The 20,311-nt window shown below is 64.0% G+C and carries 18 protein-coding genes; 14 read left to right on the top strand and 4 right to left on the bottom strand.

The window, feature by feature from the left end; translation table 11 throughout:
* Positions 1–17 precede the first annotated feature (17 nt).
* Positions 18–386 carry an antibiotic biosynthesis monooxygenase family protein gene (locus tag E1N52_RS32560; protein ID WP_205965701.1) on the bottom strand — a complete coding sequence of 123 codons (369 nt, stop codon included), beginning with the start codon at positions 384–386 and terminating at the stop codon, positions 18–20.
* Between the two features lie 144 nt (positions 387–530).
* On the opposite strand from E1N52_RS32560, the gene E1N52_RS32555 reads away from it, so the two are divergent.
* The 4 genes from E1N52_RS32555 to E1N52_RS32540 all read left to right on the top strand — a co-directional run bounded on the left by E1N52_RS32555 (position 531) and on the right by E1N52_RS32540 (position 4,741).
* Positions 531–959, top strand: coding sequence for a MarR family winged helix-turn-helix transcriptional regulator (locus tag E1N52_RS32555; RefSeq protein ID WP_425468176.1), 429 nt, complete (start codon positions 531–533; stop codon positions 957–959).
* Between the two features lie 73 nt (positions 960–1,032).
* Positions 1,033–2,304 (top strand): cardiolipin synthase, encoded by a 1,272-nt coding sequence (cls, locus tag E1N52_RS32550; RefSeq protein ID WP_133187630.1) that lies wholly within the window; start codon positions 1,033–1,035, stop codon positions 2,302–2,304.
* A 112-nt stretch (positions 2,305–2,416) separates the two neighbouring features.
* A complete protein-coding gene (locus tag E1N52_RS32545) occupies positions 2,417–3,403 on the top strand; it encodes a GNAT family N-acetyltransferase (RefSeq protein WP_133187628.1) in 987 nt (328 codons plus the stop codon).
* A gap of 96 nt (positions 3,404–3,499) precedes the next feature.
* Positions 3,500–4,741 carry a cystathionine gamma-synthase family protein gene (locus E1N52_RS32540; RefSeq protein ID WP_133187626.1) on the top strand — a complete coding sequence of 414 codons (1,242 nt, stop codon included), beginning with the start codon at positions 3,500–3,502 and terminating at the stop codon, positions 4,739–4,741.
* Between the two features lie 74 nt (positions 4,742–4,815).
* On the opposite strand, the gene E1N52_RS32535 is transcribed toward E1N52_RS32540, so the two are convergent.
* The gene (locus tag E1N52_RS32535) at positions 4,816–5,718 is read right to left on the bottom strand and encodes an NAD-dependent epimerase/dehydratase family protein (protein ID WP_133187624.1); all 903 of its coding nucleotides are present in this window, start codon (positions 5,716–5,718) and stop codon (positions 4,816–4,818) included.
* Positions 5,719–6,041: 323 nt separating this feature from the next.
* Between E1N52_RS32535 and E1N52_RS32530 the strand changes: the two genes are divergently transcribed.
* The 8 genes from E1N52_RS32530 (at position 6,042) to E1N52_RS32495 (ending at position 16,193) form a co-directional block, all read left to right on the top strand.
* On the top strand, positions 6,042–7,190 hold the full coding sequence (locus E1N52_RS32530; RefSeq protein ID WP_133187622.1) for a porin: 1,149 nt from the start codon (positions 6,042–6,044) through the stop codon (positions 7,188–7,190).
* A 108-nt stretch (positions 7,191–7,298) separates the two neighbouring features.
* Positions 7,299–8,186 carry a 4-hydroxy-tetrahydrodipicolinate synthase gene (dapA, locus tag E1N52_RS32525; RefSeq protein WP_133187620.1) on the top strand — a complete coding sequence of 296 codons (888 nt, stop codon included), beginning with the start codon at positions 7,299–7,301 and terminating at the stop codon, positions 8,184–8,186.
* A gap of 70 nt (positions 8,187–8,256) precedes the next feature.
* Positions 8,257–9,426 carry an iron-containing alcohol dehydrogenase gene (locus E1N52_RS32520; protein WP_133187618.1) on the top strand — a complete coding sequence of 390 codons (1,170 nt, stop codon included), beginning with the start codon at positions 8,257–8,259 and terminating at the stop codon, positions 9,424–9,426.
* Positions 9,423–11,753, top strand: a complete 2,331-nt coding sequence (gene pdxA / locus E1N52_RS32515; protein WP_133187616.1) for a 4-hydroxythreonine-4-phosphate dehydrogenase PdxA — start codon at positions 9,423–9,425, stop codon at positions 11,751–11,753. The genes E1N52_RS32520 and pdxA overlap by 4 nt, the downstream gene beginning before the upstream one ends.
* 68 nt (positions 11,754–11,821) lie before the next feature.
* Positions 11,822–13,231 carry a sodium:solute symporter family protein gene (locus E1N52_RS32510; protein WP_133187614.1) on the top strand — a complete coding sequence of 470 codons (1,410 nt, stop codon included), beginning with the start codon at positions 11,822–11,824 and terminating at the stop codon, positions 13,229–13,231.
* Positions 13,232–13,276: 45 nt separating this feature from the next.
* The gene (locus tag E1N52_RS32505; protein WP_133187612.1) at positions 13,277–14,500 is read left to right on the top strand and encodes a sialidase family protein; all 1,224 of its coding nucleotides are present in this window, start codon (positions 13,277–13,279) and stop codon (positions 14,498–14,500) included.
* A 163-nt stretch (positions 14,501–14,663) separates the two neighbouring features.
* The gene (locus E1N52_RS32500; RefSeq protein ID WP_133187610.1) at positions 14,664–15,452 is read left to right on the top strand and encodes a DeoR/GlpR family DNA-binding transcription regulator; all 789 of its coding nucleotides are present in this window, start codon (positions 14,664–14,666) and stop codon (positions 15,450–15,452) included.
* A gap of 9 nt (positions 15,453–15,461) precedes the next feature.
* Positions 15,462–16,193 (top strand): SDR family NAD(P)-dependent oxidoreductase, encoded by a 732-nt coding sequence (locus tag E1N52_RS32495; protein ID WP_133187608.1) that lies wholly within the window; start codon positions 15,462–15,464, stop codon positions 16,191–16,193.
* 48 nt (positions 16,194–16,241) lie between these two features.
* Here the strand turns inward: E1N52_RS32495 and E1N52_RS32490 are convergent, their stop codons facing one another.
* Entirely contained in the window at positions 16,242–17,171 is a 930-nt protein-coding gene (locus tag E1N52_RS32490) for a LysR family transcriptional regulator (RefSeq protein WP_133187606.1), read from the bottom strand.
* 137 nt (positions 17,172–17,308) lie between these two features.
* Here E1N52_RS32490 and E1N52_RS32485 point away from each other — a divergent pair, with 137 nt between their 5' ends.
* Together E1N52_RS32485 and dctA are read left to right on the top strand one after the other, a co-directional pair.
* Positions 17,309–18,475, top strand: a complete 1,167-nt coding sequence (locus E1N52_RS32485; protein WP_133187604.1) for a mandelate racemase/muconate lactonizing enzyme family protein — start codon at positions 17,309–17,311, stop codon at positions 18,473–18,475.
* Between the two features lie 105 nt (positions 18,476–18,580).
* Positions 18,581–19,939 (top strand): C4-dicarboxylate transporter DctA, encoded by a 1,359-nt coding sequence (dctA, locus tag E1N52_RS32480; protein ID WP_133187602.1) that lies wholly within the window; start codon positions 18,581–18,583, stop codon positions 19,937–19,939.
* 143 nt (positions 19,940–20,082) lie between these two features.
* On the opposite strand, the gene E1N52_RS32475 is transcribed toward dctA, so the two are convergent.
* Positions 20,083–20,311 (bottom strand): transposase (locus E1N52_RS32475; RefSeq protein ID WP_133184843.1); only part of this gene is annotated, 229 nt, incomplete at its 5' end.

Raw genomic sequence — 20,311 nt, 5'->3', positions numbered from 1 at the left:
AAAACGTGAGACGGCGCCTAGCTCGCGCAAATACCCGGCACGGCGACTTTCTGGAAGATATGCGGCGACGCGATCACCGAAGAAGGATACGCGGCCAGGCTCGAACGAAACGCCGGCTGAGAGAATGCCGCCCGAAAATGCGCAGTGGATTCCCAGACCGCGTAATTCAAATAAGCCGGATGCTCTCCGAGCGCACGATGCAGTTGCGTCGAAACAAAACCGGGTTGCTGCTTCATGAACGCAGCGTCCTCCTGCCAGACCTCCAGAAACTTCGCCTCATCGGCCAGATCCAGTGTAAAGACGTTCACGAGCACAACGGGCTCGGCGTCAATGGCAAGTTGGCGTTCGATCGGGAAAGAAGGATCAAGCGGACGTAATTGCAGCATGGTGCACTCCAGATTCCAAAAGACATGATGTCAACCGGTCATGGCCAATTTATAGTAAATTGACATGATGATGTCAATTTGAAAATATGGTGACATATGCGCGAACCTGCGAGAACACCGGCTGGCGAACTCCTGTCGAGCATCATGCTCGATCTCTTCCGGCTCAATAGCGGACTGCTCACCTCGGGCGACCGTCTGGTCGAGGGCCTCGGGCTCACGAGTGCGCGCTGGCAAATGCTTGGCGCCATCAGCGCCGCGGAACGCCCACAGCCCGTGGCCTGGATCGCCCGGGATCTGGGGGCCAATCGCCAGAACGTGCAGCGGATCGTGAACGACCTCGCAAACGACGGTCTGGTCCGCTTCGAGGCTAACCCTCACCATCGCCGCGCGCAGCTTGTCGTTTTGACCGACGAGGGCAGGCAAGCCTTCGAAGCGGCGATGCGTCTTCAGGCCCCTTGGGTCAACCGCCTCTCCGATGGCGTGACCGTCAACGAAATCAAAGCCTTGCAGCGCGTCATCATGAAAATGCAGGCGAATCTGGACGACATGGCTGGAGCCGACGGGCCGGATTGATCGTCCGGCGTCGCTTGCGCACGCAATGTGCTACAGCAGGGCATCGTTCCCATCCGCGAGGCAAGGCCCACGCATGTCGACAATTGCCCTCATCGTCGTGACGGTCGCGGTGACGCTCGTCGTCATCCTGGTAATCGCGAACCTCACGAGCGGCGAAAAGAAGATCGAGCACAAGATCAAGCGCCTTTACGCGAGCGACAGCCCACAGTTCATCCGCTCGATGGGGCTGCTGCTCGGGCCGCCCGTCGTGGGAGGCAACCGCTTCTATGTGCTCGTGAACGGCGACGAGATCTTTCCGTCGATGCTGGCGGGCATCCGCTCGGCGCAGCACACCATCACCTTTGAGACCTTCATTTATTGGTCCGGCGCGATTGGCGAGGAAATCGCGCGCGCGTTGTCCGACAAGGCGCGCGCGGGTGTCGCCGTGCATGTGCTGCTCGACTGGGTCGGCTCGTCGAAGATGGACAAGCGCTATCAACGGATGCTGCGCGAAGCGGGCGTCCAGCTCGTCCTGTATCACAAGCCACACTGGACGGGTCTTGGCCGCATGAACGACCGCACCCACCGCAAGCTGCTCGTGATCGACGGACGCATCGGCTTTACGGGCGGCGTGGGTATCGCCGACGAATGGACCGGCCACGCGCAGGACGCGAAGCATTGGCGCGACACGCACTTTCGCCTTGAAGGCCCGGCGGTCGGACAGATGCAGGCCGTCTTCATGGACAACTGGGTCAAGTCGACAGGCAATGTGCTGCACGGCCCGTTGTACTTTCCCGAGATCGACGACGCGGGCAACGGCCTCGCGCACATGTTCAGCAGCTCGCCCTCGGGCGGCAGCGACGACATGGAGCTGATGTACCTCATGGCGATCACCGCGGCGGCGCGCTCCATCCATTTGTCGACGGCGTACTTCGTACCGGACAAGCTGACGATCAACGCGATCGTCGAGGCGGCGAAGCGCGGCGTGCAGGTGCGCATCATCACGCCCGGCAAGCGCATCGACACCCACACGGTGCGCGAGGCGTCACGTGCGTGCTGGGGCGACCTGCTCGCGGCTGGCGTAGAGATGTACGAATATCAGCCGACGATGTTCCACTGCAAGCTGATCGTCGTCGACGAATATCTGGTGTCGGTCGGCTCGACCAACTTTGACAGCCGCTCGTTCAAGCTCAACGACGAGGCCAATCTCAACATCTACGACCGCGATTTCGCGCGCCAGCAGACGGCCATTTTCGATGCCGACGTCGCCCTCGCGAAACGCATCACGCTCGAAGACTGGCGCCGCCGGTCGTTGCGGGAAAAGCTGCTCGAACACGCGGCCGCCCTCCTCGATTCGCAGTTGTGACATTTGCGCGAGCCCCGCAGCGCCAATCGACAACGCAGCGAAGATCGCCGACAATCGGTGCCCGATATCGAGCAGTCAACAAAGCAATCAGAAATAGTGGGGACCGCAATCCATGCTGCACATCGAGGATCTGGCCGCTCCGCCAGAGGGATTTCTGCCCGACGAGCCGGAGGGGGCGGAGTTTTACCGTGCCTTTCAGACGGCCCGGCTGGATGATTTCAGCTTCGGCTATTTCGCCGTGTACCGGGACAGCGCACTCGTTACCGTGGCGCCCTACTTCGTGATGGATTTCCGGCTCAACACGCTGCTTCCCAGCGGCTGGCTGAAGCAAAGCTTGAGCTGGATCCGCTTCAAGCTGGCCTGCATCGGGCATCCGACCGTCGATGCCGGCCGCATCCAGGGCGAAGTCTCGCAGGAAACGCTCGCGGCCATCAGCGCGGCGCTTGCGAAGAAAGGAAGCCTGCTCGCGTACAAGGGATTCGCCGAGGACTTGCCGCTGCGCGGCTTCGTGGCGGCAAAAGGCCTGCCGGTGCCGGTGCTGTCGATCGGCCCGGACTACTACCAGGCCATGAAGAGCGACCGCAGGAACCTGCTCAAGCGCAAACTGAAAAAAGCCGCCGCGCTGCGCTATGAAGAATGCGCGGGTCTGCCCGATCACCTCATCGCCAGAGTGTATGCACTGTATCTGAAGACCTGGCAAAAGGCCGAGTTGAAGTTCGAGAAGCTCACGCCGGAGTATTTCGCCAATACCCGCAGCCTGAGCCATTATCTGTTGTACTTTCTCGACGACGAGTTGATTGGCTTCACCCAGTTGATCGGCAAGGGACGCCACCTCGTCAACCGCTATATCGGGCTCGACTACGACAAGAGCCAGCAATACGGCCTGTACTTCGCCATGTTCATTCGCACGGTCGAATTCGGTATTCGCGAAGGCTTTGAGGAAATCGAACTGGGCGCGACGTCCTATGAGTTCAAACGCATTCTGGGCGCTCGCCAGATTCCCACCTGGAATCACTACCGGCACAACAACGCGCTGGTCAACTGGCTGCTCGGCAAGCTGCGCAGCGTGCTGGAACCGTCGGAGTCCGAACTGCGATAGCGATCGCCGGATTGGCTCGGTGCGTCCCCGCTGCCGGCAACGCGCGTTACAGGCGATAATGTGCCAAACGCAATCGACTTGAGAGACGGAGTAAGAGTGAGCAAGCAAGGCTTCACCACTGGCATCGTTCACGGCGACAGGATCGCAGGCACCGAGCACGGCGGCGTGCGCCAGCCGATTCATACGTCCGTGCAATATGGTTTCGAGCGCGTCGAGGACCTGATCGGCGTGTTTCAGGGCACGAAGAAAGGCGGTTTCAACTACGCACGGCAAGGCACCCCGACGACCGCCGCGCTCGAGCGCAAGATCACGAGCCTGGAAGGCGGCACCGGCACGGTCTGCTTCAGCACCGGCATGGCTGCGATCACGGCGACGTTCCTCACGCTGCTGCGCGCGGGCGATCATCTCGTGTCGAGCCGTTACGTGTTCGGCAACACCAACAGCCTGTTCGGCACGTTGCGCACGCTCGGCGTGGAAGTCACGACCGTCGACGCCGGCGACGCGGAGAACGTGAAGAACGCCATCCAGCCGAATACGCGCATGGTGTTCGTCGAAACGATCGCGAATCCGGGCACGCAGATCCCCGACCTGCAAGGCATCGGCGAGCTGTGCCGCGAGCGCGGCATCGTCTACGTCGTCGACAACACGATTACCTCGCCCGCCTTGTTCCAGCCTAAGGCGGTCGGCGCGAGCCTCGTCATCAACTCGTTGACGAAGACCATCGCGGGCCATGGCGCCGCGCTCGGCGGTGCGGTGACCGATACGGGCCTGTTCGACTGGAGCGCGTACCCGAACATTGCCGACGATTACCGGCGTTCGGCAGCGAAAGATCAGGGGCTCCTGCAGATCCGCAAGAAAGGCTTGCGGGACATGGGCGCGTCATTGTCGTCCGAGCAGGCACACGCAATCGCAATGGGCGCGGAAACGCTCGCCCTGCGCGTGAAGCAAAGCAGCGACAATGCGCTCGCGCTCGCGCAGTTTCTCGAAGGCCACGAAGCCATCGGCAAGGTGTTCTATCCGGGCTTGAAGAGCCATCCGCAATACGAGGTCGCACAGGCGCTGTTCAAGGGCGCGTCATGGCTGCTCTCGTTCGAACTGCTCAACGCGGAACGCATGATCGAAGTCGTCAACGCGCTCGAACTGCCGATCAAGGCGACCGGTCTCGGCGACACGCGCACGCTCATCATCCCCGTCGCGCCGACGATCTTTTTCGAAGCTGGCGCAGAAACGCGCAAGGCGATGGGCATTTCCGACGGCATGCTGCGGCTTTCGGCGGGCATCGAGGATATCGACGACCTGATCGCGGACTTCTCGCAAGCGCTCAAGCTGGCGGCTTAACGCCTGCAGCGTAGATGTCGTGAACAGGGCCAGCATGCGCTGGCCCTGTGCGTTTTCGAGGCTGACAACACCGCTTACGGATTGAAGCGTTTTGCCTCGTCGCGCCAGTAGTGCTGCTGCTGCCAGCCAAGCAGGCGTTTGAGCTTCTCGTTGCTGAGCAGCGTCTCGAACTCGCCGAGGGCCTTCTTGACCGGCACGCCCGGATAGTAGCGATCCAGCAGCGTCTGGGTCGGCAAGTCGGACGACACATCATCCGCGGCGACGTTCATGATCTCGAAGCCGAGCCCGTCCGTTTCGATGGCAAGGCGGCACGCGTTGGCGAGGTCTCGCCCGTCGATATAGCTCCATGCAATGCGCTTGCGCAGCGCGGGGTCCTTGAGCCACGTGGGGAACTTAGCGTAATCCTCGGGATCGAGCACGTTGCCGATGCGAAAACAGTAGATGTCCGACCCGGTGCGCGCCTGGAATGCCTTCGCGGTCACTTCGTTGACCACTTTCGAGGTCGCGTAGCTGTCCATCGGGTCCACCGGATAGTCCTCGTCCAGCGGGAAGTACGCCGGATCGCGATGCCGGTGGGCGAACACCACGCCGTAAGTCGTCTCGCTCGAAGCCACGATCACCTTGCGGACCCCCAGCTTCGCAGCGGCATCCAGAATGTTGTAGGTCCCCATCACGTTGATCCGGTAGACCTCGTTATCGGTCGTCAACATGATGCGAGGAATCGCCGCAAAGTGAACGATCGCGTCGATGGGTTTCGGCTCCAGGTCGTCGGCGAATTCCACCGGCGCCGTGGTCGAGGCGATCGCGTTGAAAACCTGGCCCGCGTCGGTGATGTCAGTGATCAGCGTGCGCGCGGTGCGCTTCGGCATGGGCACACGATCCAGATTCAACACTTCGTAGCCGTGCGCTACCAGATTCTCGACCACCCATTTGCCGGCAAGGCCGCTGCCGCCGGTCACTATCACTCGCTTTGTCATCTGTCTCTCCTGTTCGTTGCGTCATTCCAGCCTCTGCGAATGGGCACGTTACCGCAAACATCAGCCGGTTGTAGCAGTCACCGCTTCCTTTCCAGCCGGATGGATTGTCTGTTCCGCGCAGAGTCGATTCGCCCTGCTCTCCGCTGACAAACCCTCCAAAAAATGATCGATTCGATCAAATTCAGGGTTTTCCCTCGGTTGAATCGATCGTTTCGCTCAAATAAGATGACTCAACCGATCAATTCGAGGCCCGTCGATGTCCAAAGCGCCGCCAGCTTTGATCGAATCAGTCAAAAAAACTAACCTGCCGGAGACAATAAAAGATGAGAAGGACCACCGCCATGCTTGGCCTGTTGGGCGTCGCGATCGGCGCGCATGCGCAAAGCAGCGTCACCCTCTACGGTTTGATCGACACGTCGCTCGTGTACACGAACAACCAGAAGGGTTCGGCGAACTACCAGATGTCGAGCGGTGTATTGTCCGGCAGCCGTTGGGGCCTCAAGGGCACCGAGGATCTGGGCGGCGGGTATGCGGCCATCTATCAGCTGGAAAACGGTTTTAGCAGCACCACGGGCACGCTGGGCCAGAACGGCCGTATGTTCGGCCGCGCGGCCTGGGTGGGCGCGGCCACGCCGTTCGGCAGCGTCACGCTCGGCCGCCAGAACGAACCTTCGGCCGATCTCGTCGGTCCGCTCGTCGTCGCGAATCAGTGGGCTGGCGGCATCGGCGCGCATCCGGGCGACACCGACAACCTGTATGTGAATTCGCGCGTCAGCAACAGCATCAAGTTCCTGAGCCAGAGCTATCACGGTTTCCGCGGCGGCGCGCTGTTCAGCTTCGGCGGCACACCGGGCGCCTTCAACAATAACCGCATCTGGAGTGTCGTGGCGGGCTACTCGCAAGGGCCGCTCGCGCTGGCCGCGTCGTACATCAACACCTCGCGCCCCAACACCGCGCTGTGGGACGGCACGGCCGGCGCCGCGCCCATTTCGCCGAACAACTCGCCGATCTTCTCGGGCTACACGTCGGCGCGCACGCAGCAAGTCGCCTCCGTGGCGGGCAACTACACGTTCGGCAACGCAAAGGTCGGTCTCGTGTATTCGAACTCGCGTTTCGAGGATCTCGGCTCGGGCGCGGCGGCGGCGCCGATTGCGGCCTACCGTGGGGCAACGGCGGTGTTCGACAATGCCGAAGTGAACTTCAGCTATCAATTCACGCCTGCGCTGCTGATGGGCGTAGCGTATGAGTACACGAACAGCCACGGCGCCGGCGACGCGCACTACAACCAGGCCAATATCGGCGGCGACTATCTGCTTTCGAAGCGCACCGATATCTACCTGACCGCCGCGTATCAGCGCGCAAGCGGCACTGACTCGACCGGCAAGGCCGCGGTGGCCGCGCTCTGGCCGATCACGGCCTCGAGCAATTCGCATCAGATCGTCGCGGCATTGGGGCTGCGGCACCGGTTCTAGCATTCAAACCTGCAGGCGAATCAGCAGGTAAACCGCGCGGCGCGCCCCATCGCGCCGCGAGTCTGGAGGGCAACATCGCGTTGTCCCCCGGCGAAGTGGAGAACGAACATGGCAGTGAATTTCCGGGGTATCATCCCCGCCCTCATCACCCCAATGACCGCCGACGAAGAAGTCGACGAAGCCGGCCTGCGCACGCTCGTCGATCGCCTGATCGGCGCGGGCGTGCACGCGCTGTTCGTGCTCGGCACCAACGGTGAATTCATCGCGCTTTCCGAGGTGGAAAAGCTGCGCATCGCGCGCATCGCCGTGGATCAGGCACGCTCGCGCGTGCCCGTGATCGCGGGCACCGGCGCCTACGCCACGCGCGACGTGATCGAGCTGAACAGCAAGATGCTGGATACGGGCGTCGATGCCGTCTCCGTCATCACCCCGTACTTCAACGGTGCTTCGCAGCCCGAACTGTTCACGCACTACGAGCGCATCGCAGGCGCGACGCCGCTGCCGGTGATGCTCTACACGATTCCGGCCAAAGCGGGCGTGACGCTCACCATCGACACCGTGCGCCGCCTCGCCGAGATTCCGAACATTCGCGGCATCAAGGACAGCGGCGGTGACTTCGACCGCCTGCTGCAACTCATCAACCTGCGCCGCGACGATTTCGCCGTATTCACGGGCACCGATTCGATGATCCTCTGGTCGCTGATCGCAGGCGGCGACGGCGCCGTTGCCGCCACGACGAATGCGGTGCCGGGCGTTGTGATGTCGATCTGGAATCACTTCCAGGCAGGCGAAATCGAGGCGGCCCGCCGCGCCCAGGAATCGCTGCGCGCGCTGCGCGACGCCTTCGCGCTCGGCACGATGCCGGTGGTGCTCAAGACCGCGGCTGCCATGCTCGGCATGCCCGCCGGCCCGGCACGATCGCCCGCGCAGCCGCTCGACGCCGCCACGCGCGAGCGCCTCGCGCAGGCGCTCGAAATCTACCCGCGCGTAGCCTGAAGCCACGATCGCCACCGAACGAACGCCCTTCCGCAAGAACAGCAGCAAGACCGAAATCGAGACTCACGATATGAACCCCGTTTATCACTTCCAGACCGTCAAGCACGTCGTGCACGGCGCCAACAGCCTCGACCAGTTGCCCGAAAAGCTCGCGCTGCTCGACCGCCCGGTTCGCCGCATTGCGTTCATCACGCAACCGGTGATGGAGGAAAACGGAGTCGCGGCGCGCGTGGTGGCGGCACTCGAAGCCAAGGATATCGAAGTATTGATCGTGCGCGATGTGCAGCCAGAGCCGACCATCGAGAACGTGGAAACGGTGTTTCGCGGCCAGATCGAGCCGTTCGCGCCCGACGCGGTGCTTTCCGTCGGCGGCGGCAGCGTGCTCGACGCCGCGAAGCTCTTCGCCGTGCGCCTCACCAATGCGCAGCCGCTGCGCGAATGGCTCGGCATCGATCTGATCAAGACGCCGGGCGTGCCGCTCGTGCTCGTGCCGACCACGGCGGGCACCGGCTCCGAGGTCACGCCCAACGCCATCGTCACGCTGCCCGACGAAGAGCTGAAAGTGGGCATTGTGAGCCGCCATCTGCTGCCGCAGCTCGTGATACTCGACGCCACGCTCACGCTCGACCTGCCGAAGCCCATTACGGCTGCGACGGGCATGGACGCGTTCATTCACGCGCTCGAGTCGTATATCTCGACCAAGGCCAATCCCATCAGCGACATGTTCGCGATGGAATCCATGCGGCTGATTGGTGCGAACCTGCTCGAAGCCTATGAGAACGGTCATTCGCTGAAGGCGCGCGAAGCCATGCTGCTCGGCTCGATGTACGGCGGCCTCGCGCTCACCGCGGCCGGCACGGCGGCCGTGCACGCCCTCGCCTACCCGCTCGGCGGCATGTTCAACATCACGCACGGCGTGGCCAACTCGATGCTGCTGCCGCACGTGATGGCGTTCAATCTCGACGCCATCGTCGGCCGCCTCGCCACCGTCGCGCACGCGCTCGGCATCGCGCAGCACGACGACAGCGATCAGGCCGCCGCCGACAAATTTCTCGAGCGCCTGCGCGAATGGACCGCGGCGCTCGCTATTCCGCAGGATCTGCGCCAGTTTGGCGTGTCGGAAACGCATCTCGACGCGCTCGCCGTTGCGGCCGCCAAGGTCAAGCGCCTGCTCGGCAACAATCCCAAGGCGCTGAGCCTCGACGACATCAAGGCGATCTACAGCCGTCTGCTGCCATGAACACGCCAACCACCCGCAACGTGCGCCTGCTGATACTCGGAGACGATCTCTCCGGCACGGCCGACTGCGCCGTGAAGAGCACGCATCGCGGCCTTGCCAGCGTGGTCTGCCTTAACGCGGCTGCGGCGCACGGCGGCACAGCCGGTCCCGACGTGCTCGCGATCGACACCGACACGCGCCGCGCTGCGCCCGCCGACGCGGCGAGCGCGAACGCGCAGGCCTGGCGTGCGCACGCCGCCGGCCGGCGGCTCTACAAGAAGATCGATTCGACGCTGCGAGGCAACGTCGCCGCCGAAGTGGCCGCGCTCGCGGCTCACGCGGGCATGGCGATCGTGGCACCCGCACTGCCGGAAGCCGGCCGCACCACACGGGACGGATGCCTCCTTGTGAACGGCACGCCCGTCGAAGAGACGGAAGTCTGGCGCAACGAAAGCATCGGCGGCACAGGCCACGTGCCCTCCATGCTGACGGACGCTGGCTTGCAGGTCGCGCACGTCGGCCTGCAAGCCGTGCGCGAAGGCGCTCTGCCATTGCGCGCGCGTCTCGATGCCTTGCGCGCCGCAAAGTGCGAGGCCGTGATCTGCGACAGCGAAACGGACGCCGACCTCGCCCTGCTCGCCGAAGCGTCCGCCACGCTCGACGGCGTGTTCTGGGTCGGCTCGGCGGGACTCGCACAAACGGTGATCGCGCGCCTCACGAACGACCACGCGCCGCAAAACACGTCGCCCGCATTAGCCGTTGCGCCTGCAACGATCGCACAACACCCGCGCGGCGTGCTGGCGGTAGTGGGCAGCATGTCGAGCGTCTCGCACGAACAGGTCGCCACGCTGCGCGTCAATGCGGGCGATGCGTTCGACGTCTTCACTGTCGACGCCGTTGCGCTGCTCGACCCTGTGAGCCCCGAGTCGCTCACGCTGGGCACGCGCGTGACGAACACGCTCATGCGCGGGCGTCACGCGGTGGTCGCCGTGAGCCAGACCGAGCGCGTCCTGGTCGGCGACGGCGAATTGCTCGCCCGCCAGCTCGCGGAATGCCTCGCCCCCGCCGCCGCGCACGCAGCCGCGCTGATCGCCACGGGCGGAGAAACGGCGCGCGCGCTGCTCGCGGCCATGGACGTGGCCACGCTGCGCGTGGTCGAAGAAATCGAAAACGGCGTGCCGCTCATGGCCGCCACCCAGGCGTCGCGCGTATTGCCCGTCGTCACCAAGGCGGGCGGCTTCGGACGGCCCGACACCCTTTATCGCGCATGGCAGCGTCTCGCCGCCATGACGCAAGCGGACGCGAACGCGCCGCGCCACTCCAGCAAAGAGGAAGCCATGAACTATCGTCCCGTAATCGGCATCACGATGGGCGATGCCGCCGGCGTGGGCCCGGAAATCATCATGAAGAGCCTCGCGCACCAGTCGGTGTACGACGGCTGCCGCCCGCTCGTGATCGGCGACGCAAAGCGGCTCGTCGACGCCGGGCGGCGCGTGGGCGTCACGCTCGAAGTGCGTTCGGTCGAGGCCCCCGCCGACGCACGTTTCGAGCTGGGCGTAGTCGACTGCATCGACCTCGGCCTGATTCCGGAGTCGATGCCCTACGGTCAGCTTTCCTCCGTTGCCGGCGACGCCGCGTACCAGTACATCGCGCGCACGGTCGAGCTGACTTCGGCAGGCGAGCTCGACGCGATCTGCACCGCGCCGCTGAACAAGGAAGCGCTCCACGCGGGCGGCCATATCTTCCCCGGCCATACGGAAATGCTCGCGCACCTCACGGGCATTCCCGAAGTCTCGATGATGCTCGTGGCACCCAAGTTGCGCGTGATTCACGTGACGACGCATATCGGCCTGCTCGACGCGATCCGCAAGATCGAACCGGGCCTCGTGCAGCGCACGATCGAGCGCGCGCACGAAACGCTCGTACGCGCGGGCATTGAAGAGCCGCGCATCGGCGTTTGCGGCATCAATCCGCACGCGGGCGAAAACGGCCTGTTCGGCTATGGCGAGGAAGAGGAAAAGATCATGCCCGCAGTGGCCGTTCTGCGCGAGCGCGGCTGGGACGTGGAAGGCCCGCTGCCCGCCGATACCCTGTTCTTCCGCGCAGGCCGCGGCGACTTCGACGTGGTCGTGGCGATGTATCACGACCAGGGCCACGGCCCCGTGAAGGTGATGGGCCTCGAAGCCGGCGTGAACGTGACGGTGGGGCTGCCGGTGATCCGCACCTCGGTCGATCACGGCACGGCGTTCGATATCGCGGGCAAGGGCATTGCCGACGAACGCAGCATGCTCGAAGCGCTGAAGCAGGCACAAGACCTCGCTACGCGCCGCGCCGTGCAGACGGCTTAGTGCACGGCCCCCGCCGGCGCCCGCGCGGTCGCCGGCCGCCCTGCACACAATAATCGGAGACATCACCTATGAATCGCCTCACTGTGTGGGACACCTCCATCATCATCGCGATGGTGGTCGTGTATATCGTCGTCACGGCCTGGATCAGCATCCGGCTGCGTAGCAAGACCACCGAACAGTTCATGGTCGCGGGCCGCTCCACGCCCGCCATCGTGATCGCCATCCTGCTGATGTCGGAGTACATCGGCGCGAAGTCGACCATCGGCACCTCGCAGGAAGCCTTCAACGTGGGCATCGCGGCTTCGTGGTCGGTGATCTCCGCTTCGATCGGCTTCGTATTTTTCGGCCTGTTCATGGCCAGGCGCCTTTACCGTTCCGGCGAATTCACGATCTCGGGCTTCATCGCGCAGAAGTACGGCAAGACAGCAAGGCTCGTCGTTTCGGCCGTCATGATCTACGCGCTCTTCATCGTGAACGTGGGCAACTACGTGAGCGGCGCCGCGGCCATTTCGACCGTGATGCGCGTGAACCTGCCCACCGCGGCGTTCATCACCGCTGTCGTCAGCACGATCTACTTCGCCTGGGGCGGCCTGAAGAGCGTGGCCTACGTGACGATCCTGCACAGCACCGTGAAGCTCATCGGCATCGGCATCCTCGTGTGGGTTGCGCTCTCCATGACGGGCGGCGTCGCGCCGATGATGCACGCCATGCCCGCCCAGTACTTCACCTGGAACGGCATGCTGAGCGGCGGCACGATCGGCGCATGGATCATCGGCACGGCCGGCGCGATTTTTTCCACGCAGTTCATCATTCAGGCGATCTCGGGCGCGAAGTCCGCGAACGAGGCGCGCAACTCCACGCTGATCGCAGGCGCGCTGTGCATTCCCATCGCGATTGCGCTCGGCTTTCTCGGCGTCGCGGCGAAGTTCCTGTTCCCCAACATCAAGAGCCTCTACGCGCTGCCGATCTTTCTCCAGCACATGCACCCGCTGCTCTCGGGCGTGGTCACGGTCTCGCTCGTCGCCTCGATTTTCGTGAGCGTGAGCACGGTGGCGCTCGCCATCGCCTCGCTGATCGTCAAGGACTTCTACGTACCGCGCTATCGCCCGACGCCTGAGAAAGAGCTGCGCGCCACGCGCACGATCTCCTTCGTGGTGGGCTTCCTGCCGCTCATTTTCGTGCTGTTCGTGCCGCAGATTCTCGCGCTCTCGTTCTTCACCCGTGCGCTGCGCCTCTCGGTCACGGTGGTTGCGCTGATGGGCATTTACCTGCCCTTCTTCAACAGCAACCGCGGCGCGATCAGCGCGCTCGTGGTCGCGACGATCGCCACCACGATCTGGTATCTGCTCGGCAATCCGCTTGGCATCGACAACATGTACATCGCGCTCGTTTCGCCCGCGATCGTGATGGTCGTCGAGAAGCTGCTCACGCCCACGGCGAGCGGCAACGGCCAGCGTGTCGTGCATTCCGACTCGTAAGGCGCAACGCGCGAACCCCTTGCCACATCGCAACAGGAATTCATCATGACGACTCCCTCCACGCTGCCCGAAGCCGCGTTCACCATGCCCGGCCGCCTGCATGCCGCCCCCAGCGACGCGGCGCGCACGGACGCCTACCTCCCGGCCGCCACGGTGCAGTGCCACGCGGCGAACCTGCTCGCCCTCGCCAATGGCGACGTGCTCTGCGCGTGGTTCGGCGGCACCCAGGAAGGCGTGCCCGACATTTCGGTCTACCTCTCGCGCCTGACCAGGGGCAGCGACACGTGGAGCGAGCCGGTGCGCCTCTCCGACGACCCGACGCGCTCCGAGCAGAACCCGGTGCTCTTTGCGGCGCCCAACGGCGAAACCTGGCTGATCTACACGGCGCAGCTCTCGGGTCACCAGAACACGTCGATCGTGCGCCGCCGCGTTTCCACCGATCAGGGCCGCACGTGGGGCCCCATCGAAACGCTGTTCGACCGCCCCGGCACCTTCGTGCGCCAGCCTATCGTGGTGGCGCGCGACGGCGCGTGGCTGTGCCCCGCGTTCCTGTGCCGCGTCCAGCCGGGCGAGCGCTGGTCGGGCAACGACGACGTGAGCATGGTGATGCGCTCGACCGACAACGGCGCGAGCTGGACCGAACACGCGGTGCCCGCAAGCGTGGGCTGCGTGCACATGAACATCCAGTCGCTCGCGGACGGCTCGCTCCTCGCGCTCTACCGCAGCCGCTGGGCCGACCATATCTACGCGAGCCGCTCCGCCGACGGCATGACATGGAGCGCACCGCACGCGCTCGCGCTGCCGAACAACAACTCGTCGATCCAGTTCGTCGCGCTCGCCAACGGGCACCTGGGCCTCGTGTTCAACGCGAGCAGCGCGGCGCAGAGTACCGGTCGGCGCGCTTCGCTCTACGACGACATCGAAGATTCGGAAGACAGCGGCGAGCTGGTGACGCAAGCCGCCTCCGCGCACGGCACCGCGTTCTGGGGCGCGCCGCGCGCACCGATGACGCTCGCGATCTCGACGGACGGCGGCCGCACCTGGCCGATCACGCGCAACCTCGAAACCGGCGACGGCTACTGCATGACGAACAATTCGACGGACAAGCTCAACCGCGAGTTTTCGTATCCGTCGATCGCGCAGTCGCCCGATGGCCGCCTGCATATCGCTTACACGTACTTCCGCCAGCGCATCAAGTACGTGAGCGTGGCGGAGGAATGGGCCAGCGCGGCGAGCGCCGCATCACAGCCCGCGCCTGCCGCCGCCTGACCGGGAACCGGGACCCCACGCGATGAACGCGAGGCGTCGGAAACTGGATACAGTACGGGGTGCAGCACGCGGTAAAGTACCGTGTAAACTGCGTGCGCGCCGTATTGTCCAGGCCGTCTGCCTCGCCGCGAAGCGGCGTCCCGAACCCAACGCCGAACACTCCATGAAAGTAGCCCGCCGTCGCGAAGCCATGCTCCAGGCCGTCCTCTCCGGCATGACCGAAGTGTCCGAGTTGTGCGAACACTTCGGCATGTCGGAGGCCACCGTGCGCCGCGACCTGCGCGCGCTCGCCGACGAGCGGCTCATCCTGCGCACCTATGGCGGCGCGGCCTCGGTCAGCACGCATGCGCCCGAGGAATCGCTCGAACAGCGCCGCCAGAGCTTCCAGGCGGAGAAGGACGCCATTGGCCACGCGGCTGCCGCCCACGTGCGTACCGGCGACACGATCTTCCTCGACAGCGGCACCACCACCGCCGCGCTGGCGCGCGTGCTCGCGCAGGCGGGCCGTCACGACATTCGCGTCGTGACGAACAACCTGCTCGTCGTGCAGGCGCTCGCGGGCAGCAGCGTGCCGCTCACGCTGATCGGCGGCGAGGTGCGCGAGTCGAGCATGAGCACGCTCGGGCCGATCGCGCAGCTCGCGCTCACGCGCGTAACGGTCGACAAGGCCTTCCTCGGCGCCGATGGCGTGGTGCCAGGCCGCGGCCTGTGCGAAGCGACCGCCGACCAGGCCTACCTCAAGGAGTGCCTCATGCGGCAGGCGGCGAGCCTCTTCGTGCTCGTGACCGCCGACAAGCTCAACCGCGACAGCCAGCAGCACTGGGCGCCAATCGAGAAGCCGTGGACGCTCATCACGGACGCGAGCGCGTCGCATGACGAATTGCAGGCATTCCGCAATCTCGCGGGGCTCACGATCGAGCCGATCGAGGTGCCTGCGGGAGCCGCGCATTGAAAGACGACAATGGACAACGCAACGACCGCAACGACCGCAGCAATTAGCACGACAGCCACGGCCGCGAACAGGCGCATGGTCGTGACGGGCGCAAGCTCCGGCATCGGCTACGCCATTGCGAAGCACCTGCTCGCCGAGAGCCACGACGTGATCGGACTGAGCCGCAGCGCGCCGGATCTCGATCATCCACGCTTCACCTGGTGCGCCGCGGACCTCGACGACACCGCTGCGATTGCCGGACTCGCGCAGCGCATGGGCGCGGTCGATGGCCTCGTGCACGCGGCCGGCTTCATGAAAACGGCGCGCGTTGGAGAACTCGACGACGCAAGCGGCGAAGCGATGTGGCGTCTGCACGTGGCCGCCGCCTCGGCGCTCGCCAACGCGCTCGTGCCCGCCATGCGTGAAGGCGGCCGCATCGTGCTGATCGGCAGCCGCGTGTCGGGCGGCGCTGCGGGGCGCAGCCAGTACGCGGCCGTCAAGGCCGCGATGGTCGGCATGGCGCGTTCGTGGGCGATCGAGCTGGCGCCGCGCGGCATCACCGTCAACGTGGTCTCGCCCGCCGCAACCGCCACGCCCATGTTGAACGATCCGAAGCGCACGTCGAGCGCGCCGGTCATGCCGCCTATCGGGCGCTACGTGACGGTGGAAGAAGTGGCCTCGATGGTCGCGTATCTGCTCGGCCCGCAGGCCGGCGCGATCACGGGGCAGCAGATCATGATCTGCGGGGGCAGTTCGCTGTAGCGGTTACGCTTGCAGCGCCTCGCCGCTCGTATTCACGCAATCACGCATTCACCCGCCCGATTGCGCGGGCGCAGCCACCGCAGCGTGCCGATTGAACCGCTCCGCCAGAAAATCGATGAACGCTCGCGCACGCGCCGATTGATTGCGCTTGTTCGGGTAGTACACGAACAAATCGGCCAGCGGCTGCACGAACTCGGGCAGCACGACGCGCAAGCGCCCGCTCTCCAGATACTTCGCCAGATCCCACTCCGAGCGAAGCAGAATGCCGTGCCCGTCGAGCGCCCAGCCAAGCACGATATCGCCGTCGTTGCTCGACAGCATGCCGTGAACCTTCACCGAATGCGCCTCGCCACCGCGCTCGAGGCGCCATATGCCGTAAGCGTTGTCGTTCTGCCGATGCACGATGCACTGATGATTGGCGAGATCGCCCAGTGTTGCGGGCGTGCCCTGCGTCTCCAGATAGCGCGGGGACGCGCACAGCAGGCGGCGGTTCGTCATGATGCGCCGCGCAATGAGCCGCTTGTCGGGCAACTCGCCAAAACGGATCGCCAGATCCACGCCGCTTTCGACGAGGTCGATCGGCCGGTCGGTGACATCGAGCTGCACTTCGACATGCGGATGCCGCCTCGCGAACTCCGAAACGAGCGGCGCGATCGTCGTGCGCCCGAAGCCGAGCGTCGCGTTCACACGCAGCAAGCCGCGCGTCACGGAACGGCTCGACGACACCACATCCTCCATTTCCTTCACTTCGGCCAGAATGCGCGTCGCGTAGTGCAGAAAGGTCTCGCCTTCGGCGGTCAGGCTCACGCTGCGGGTGGTCCGGTTGACGAGCCTGACGCCCAGGCGCGCCTCGAGCTGCGCGAGGCGTTTGGTCGCCGCCGGCGGCGTGATATCCATGTCCCGTGCAACGCTCGAAAGGCTTCCGTAACGCCCGAGCAGGACGAAAAACTCCAGATAGGAGGTCAGGTCATTCTTCACCGCAGGTTAATAAAGATGTGAAAACAAGTGAATCATAGTACCGATCCGGGCGCATAACCTAGCGTCTCCAACAGCCAGCCAACCGCGACGACCGCGAGAGCGACCGCACATGCTGGCCGTGCCACCAGGAGACACCCGTGAGAATCGTTGAAATCCGCGAAAAAACCGTTCCGATCAGTTCCTCGATCCGCAACGCCTACATCGACTTCAGCAAGATGACGCTCAGCCTCGTCGCCGTGGTCACCGACGTGATCCGCGACGGCAAGCCCGTCATCGGCTATGGCTTCAACTCGAATGGCCGCTATGGCCAGGGCACGCTGATGCGCGAGCGCTTCATCCCGCGCATTCTCGAAGCCGATCCCGCCTCGCTCGTGAACGACGCGGGCGACAACCTCGACCCGCACAAGATCTGGGCGACGATGTTCACCAACGAAAAGCCGGGCGGCCATGGCGAGCGCTCGGTTGCGATCGGCACGATCGACATGGCGGTGTGGGACGCCGTAGCGAAGATCGAAGGCAAGCCGCTCTTCCAGCTGCTCGCCGACCGCTACGGCAACGGCCAGCCCGACCGCAAGATCTTCGTCTACGCGGCGGGCGGCTATTACTACCCGGGCCAGGACCACAACAAGCTCAAAGACGAAATGCGCAGCTATATCGACCGCGGCTACACGGTCGTGAAGAAGAAGATTGGCGGCGCGTCGCTCGACGAGGACCTGCGCCGCATCGATTCGATCCTGAGCGTGCTGGGCGACGGCCAGAAGCTCGCCGTCGACGCCAACGGCCGTTTCGATCTGGACACCGCGATCCAGTACGCGAAAGCGCTGTCGCAATACGACCTGTTCTGGTACGAGGAGCCGGGCGACCCGCTCGACTTCGAATTGCAGGCGACGCTGCGCAACTACTACGACAAGCCGATGGCGACCGGCGAGGATCTGTTCTCGATGCAGGACGCGCGCAACCTGATCCGCTACGGCGGCATGCGTCCGGACCGCGACTGGCTGCAGTTCGACTGCGCGCTGAGCTACGGCCTCGTTGAATATCTGCGCACGCTGGAGATGCTGCATCAGCACGGCTGGTCTGCGAGCCGCTGCATCCCGCACGGCGGCCACCAGATGTCGCTCAACATCGCGGCGGGCCTCGGGCTTGGCGGCAACGAGTCGTACCCCGACCTGTTCCAGCCTTATGGCGGCTTCCCCGATGGCGTGAAGGTCGACAACGGCTACATCACGATGCCCGACCTGCCCGGCATCGGCTTTGAGGGCAAGGCCGATCTGTTTGCAGAAATGCAAAAGCTCACGGCTTGACGCTCAAGCGAAGAGAACAGCGCGACCGGAAACACAATCGCTGCACGCATGGCGGTTGGCGGTCGCCCGGATTCACCTGGATGGCGCCATGCTCAGGAGACAGACATGCGGCCCTCGAAACTCAAAAAGTATCTTTCGAAGCTATACATACAAGTCTTGATCGGTATCGTGGCGGGCATTCTCGTCGGCCACTTCTATCCGGATATCGGAGCCGATCTCAAACCGCTTGGCGACCTCTTCATCAAGCTGATCCGCATGGCGCTCGCGCCGATCATCTTCGCTTCGGTGGTCGTGGGCATTGCCCGCATGAACGATCTGCACGAAGCGGGCCGCGTGGGCGTTAAGGCGCTGCTCTACTTCGAAGTGGCTTCGACCATCGCACTTCTCGTGGGCCTCGTCGTCGTGAACGTGATCAAGCCGGGCAGCGGCATGAACATCGATCCGGCGCACATCGACAGCTCGGCTATCGCCAGCTACGCGCACGCGGCCCACGACCACACGGCGCTCGGCTTCCTCATGAGCATCGTGCCGAACAGCATCGTCGGCGCGTTTGCGAACGGCGAAATTCTGCCGATCATCTTTTTCTCGGTGCTGTTCGCCATTGCGCTGGCGAAGCTCGGCCCGCGCACCGCACCGCTCGTCGATATGCTCGACATGTTTTTGCAGGGCATGTTCGGCGTCGTGCGTATCGTCATGTACGTCGCGCCCGTGGGCGCGTTTGGCGGCATGGCGTTCACGGTCGCGAAGTACGGGCTCGGCACGCTGGCGTCGTTTGGCGAGTTGATGCTTTGTCTGTATGTGACGTCGATCTTCTTCGTCGTGGTCGTGCTCGGGCTCGTCATGCGCGTTTGCGGATTTTCGCTGTGGAAGTATCTTCGCTATATCAGGGACGAAATTCTGATCACGTTCGGTACGGCGTCGACCGAGGCTGTGCTGCCGCAGATGCTCGTCAAGATGGAGAACCTTGGTTGTTCGCGGCCTGTTGTCGGCATGGTGTTGCCGACTGGGTATACGTTCAACGCGGATGGCACGGCGATTTATCTCACGATGGCCGCCCTGTTCGTTGCGCAGGCGATGAATATTCATCTCACGCTGCTCGATCAGCTTGTCGTGCTGGGCGTTTTGCTGCTGACTTCGAAGGGGTCTGCCGGTGTGGCCGGAGCGGGGTTTGTTGCGCTCGCTGCTACGCTTGCTTCGATGCATAAGATTCCGGTTTCAGGGCTGGTGCTGCTGTTGGGGGTGGATCGGTTTCTCAATGAAGCTCGGGCTGTGACTAATTTGATTGGGAATGGTGTGGCTACGATTGTGGTTGCACGGTGGGAAGGGGCGATGGATGTTGCGCGGGCTCGGGCGGTTTTGAATGGGGAGGTTGAGGTTGGGGACGCGTTGGGCGATGGCGATTTGTCTTTGCCCAGCGGCGAGGATGTTTCTGGGTCGAGGGGGCTGGTAGAAAACCATCTGTGAAATGTGTGCTTTGCGGGTGGCTTGTTTTCGCGTCGGTGTGCGTGCGTTGCCCCTGTGCGGGGCGGCACCTACTTTGGAAGTGTCTGAATTTTTGTGTGCAAGGCAGATAAAAACCTGCCGTCTGGCAGGTCATCAATTGCATTCTACAAATGATTCCTGGTGAAGCGATCCTCGTAGAGGATCGCGAACTGGTTCATCGCGGCTTTCCAGTCATGTGCGGCACGGCTCCAGTCAGCCGTGATATTGCGCAAGGCCAGCCACAGCAGTTTGGTCGCGGCCTCGTCCGTGGGGAAGTGCCCACGCGTCTTGACGATCTTGCGTAGCTGGGCGTTCACGCTTTCAATGGCGTTGGTCGTGTAGATCACTTTGCGC

It is taken from the genome of Paraburkholderia guartelaensis, assembly GCF_004353905.1.
In the GTDB taxonomy this organism is placed as follows: Bacteria; Pseudomonadota; Gammaproteobacteria; order Burkholderiales; family Burkholderiaceae; genus Paraburkholderia; species Paraburkholderia guartelaensis.
This window is presented reverse-complemented; position numbering and strand designations above follow the sequence as displayed.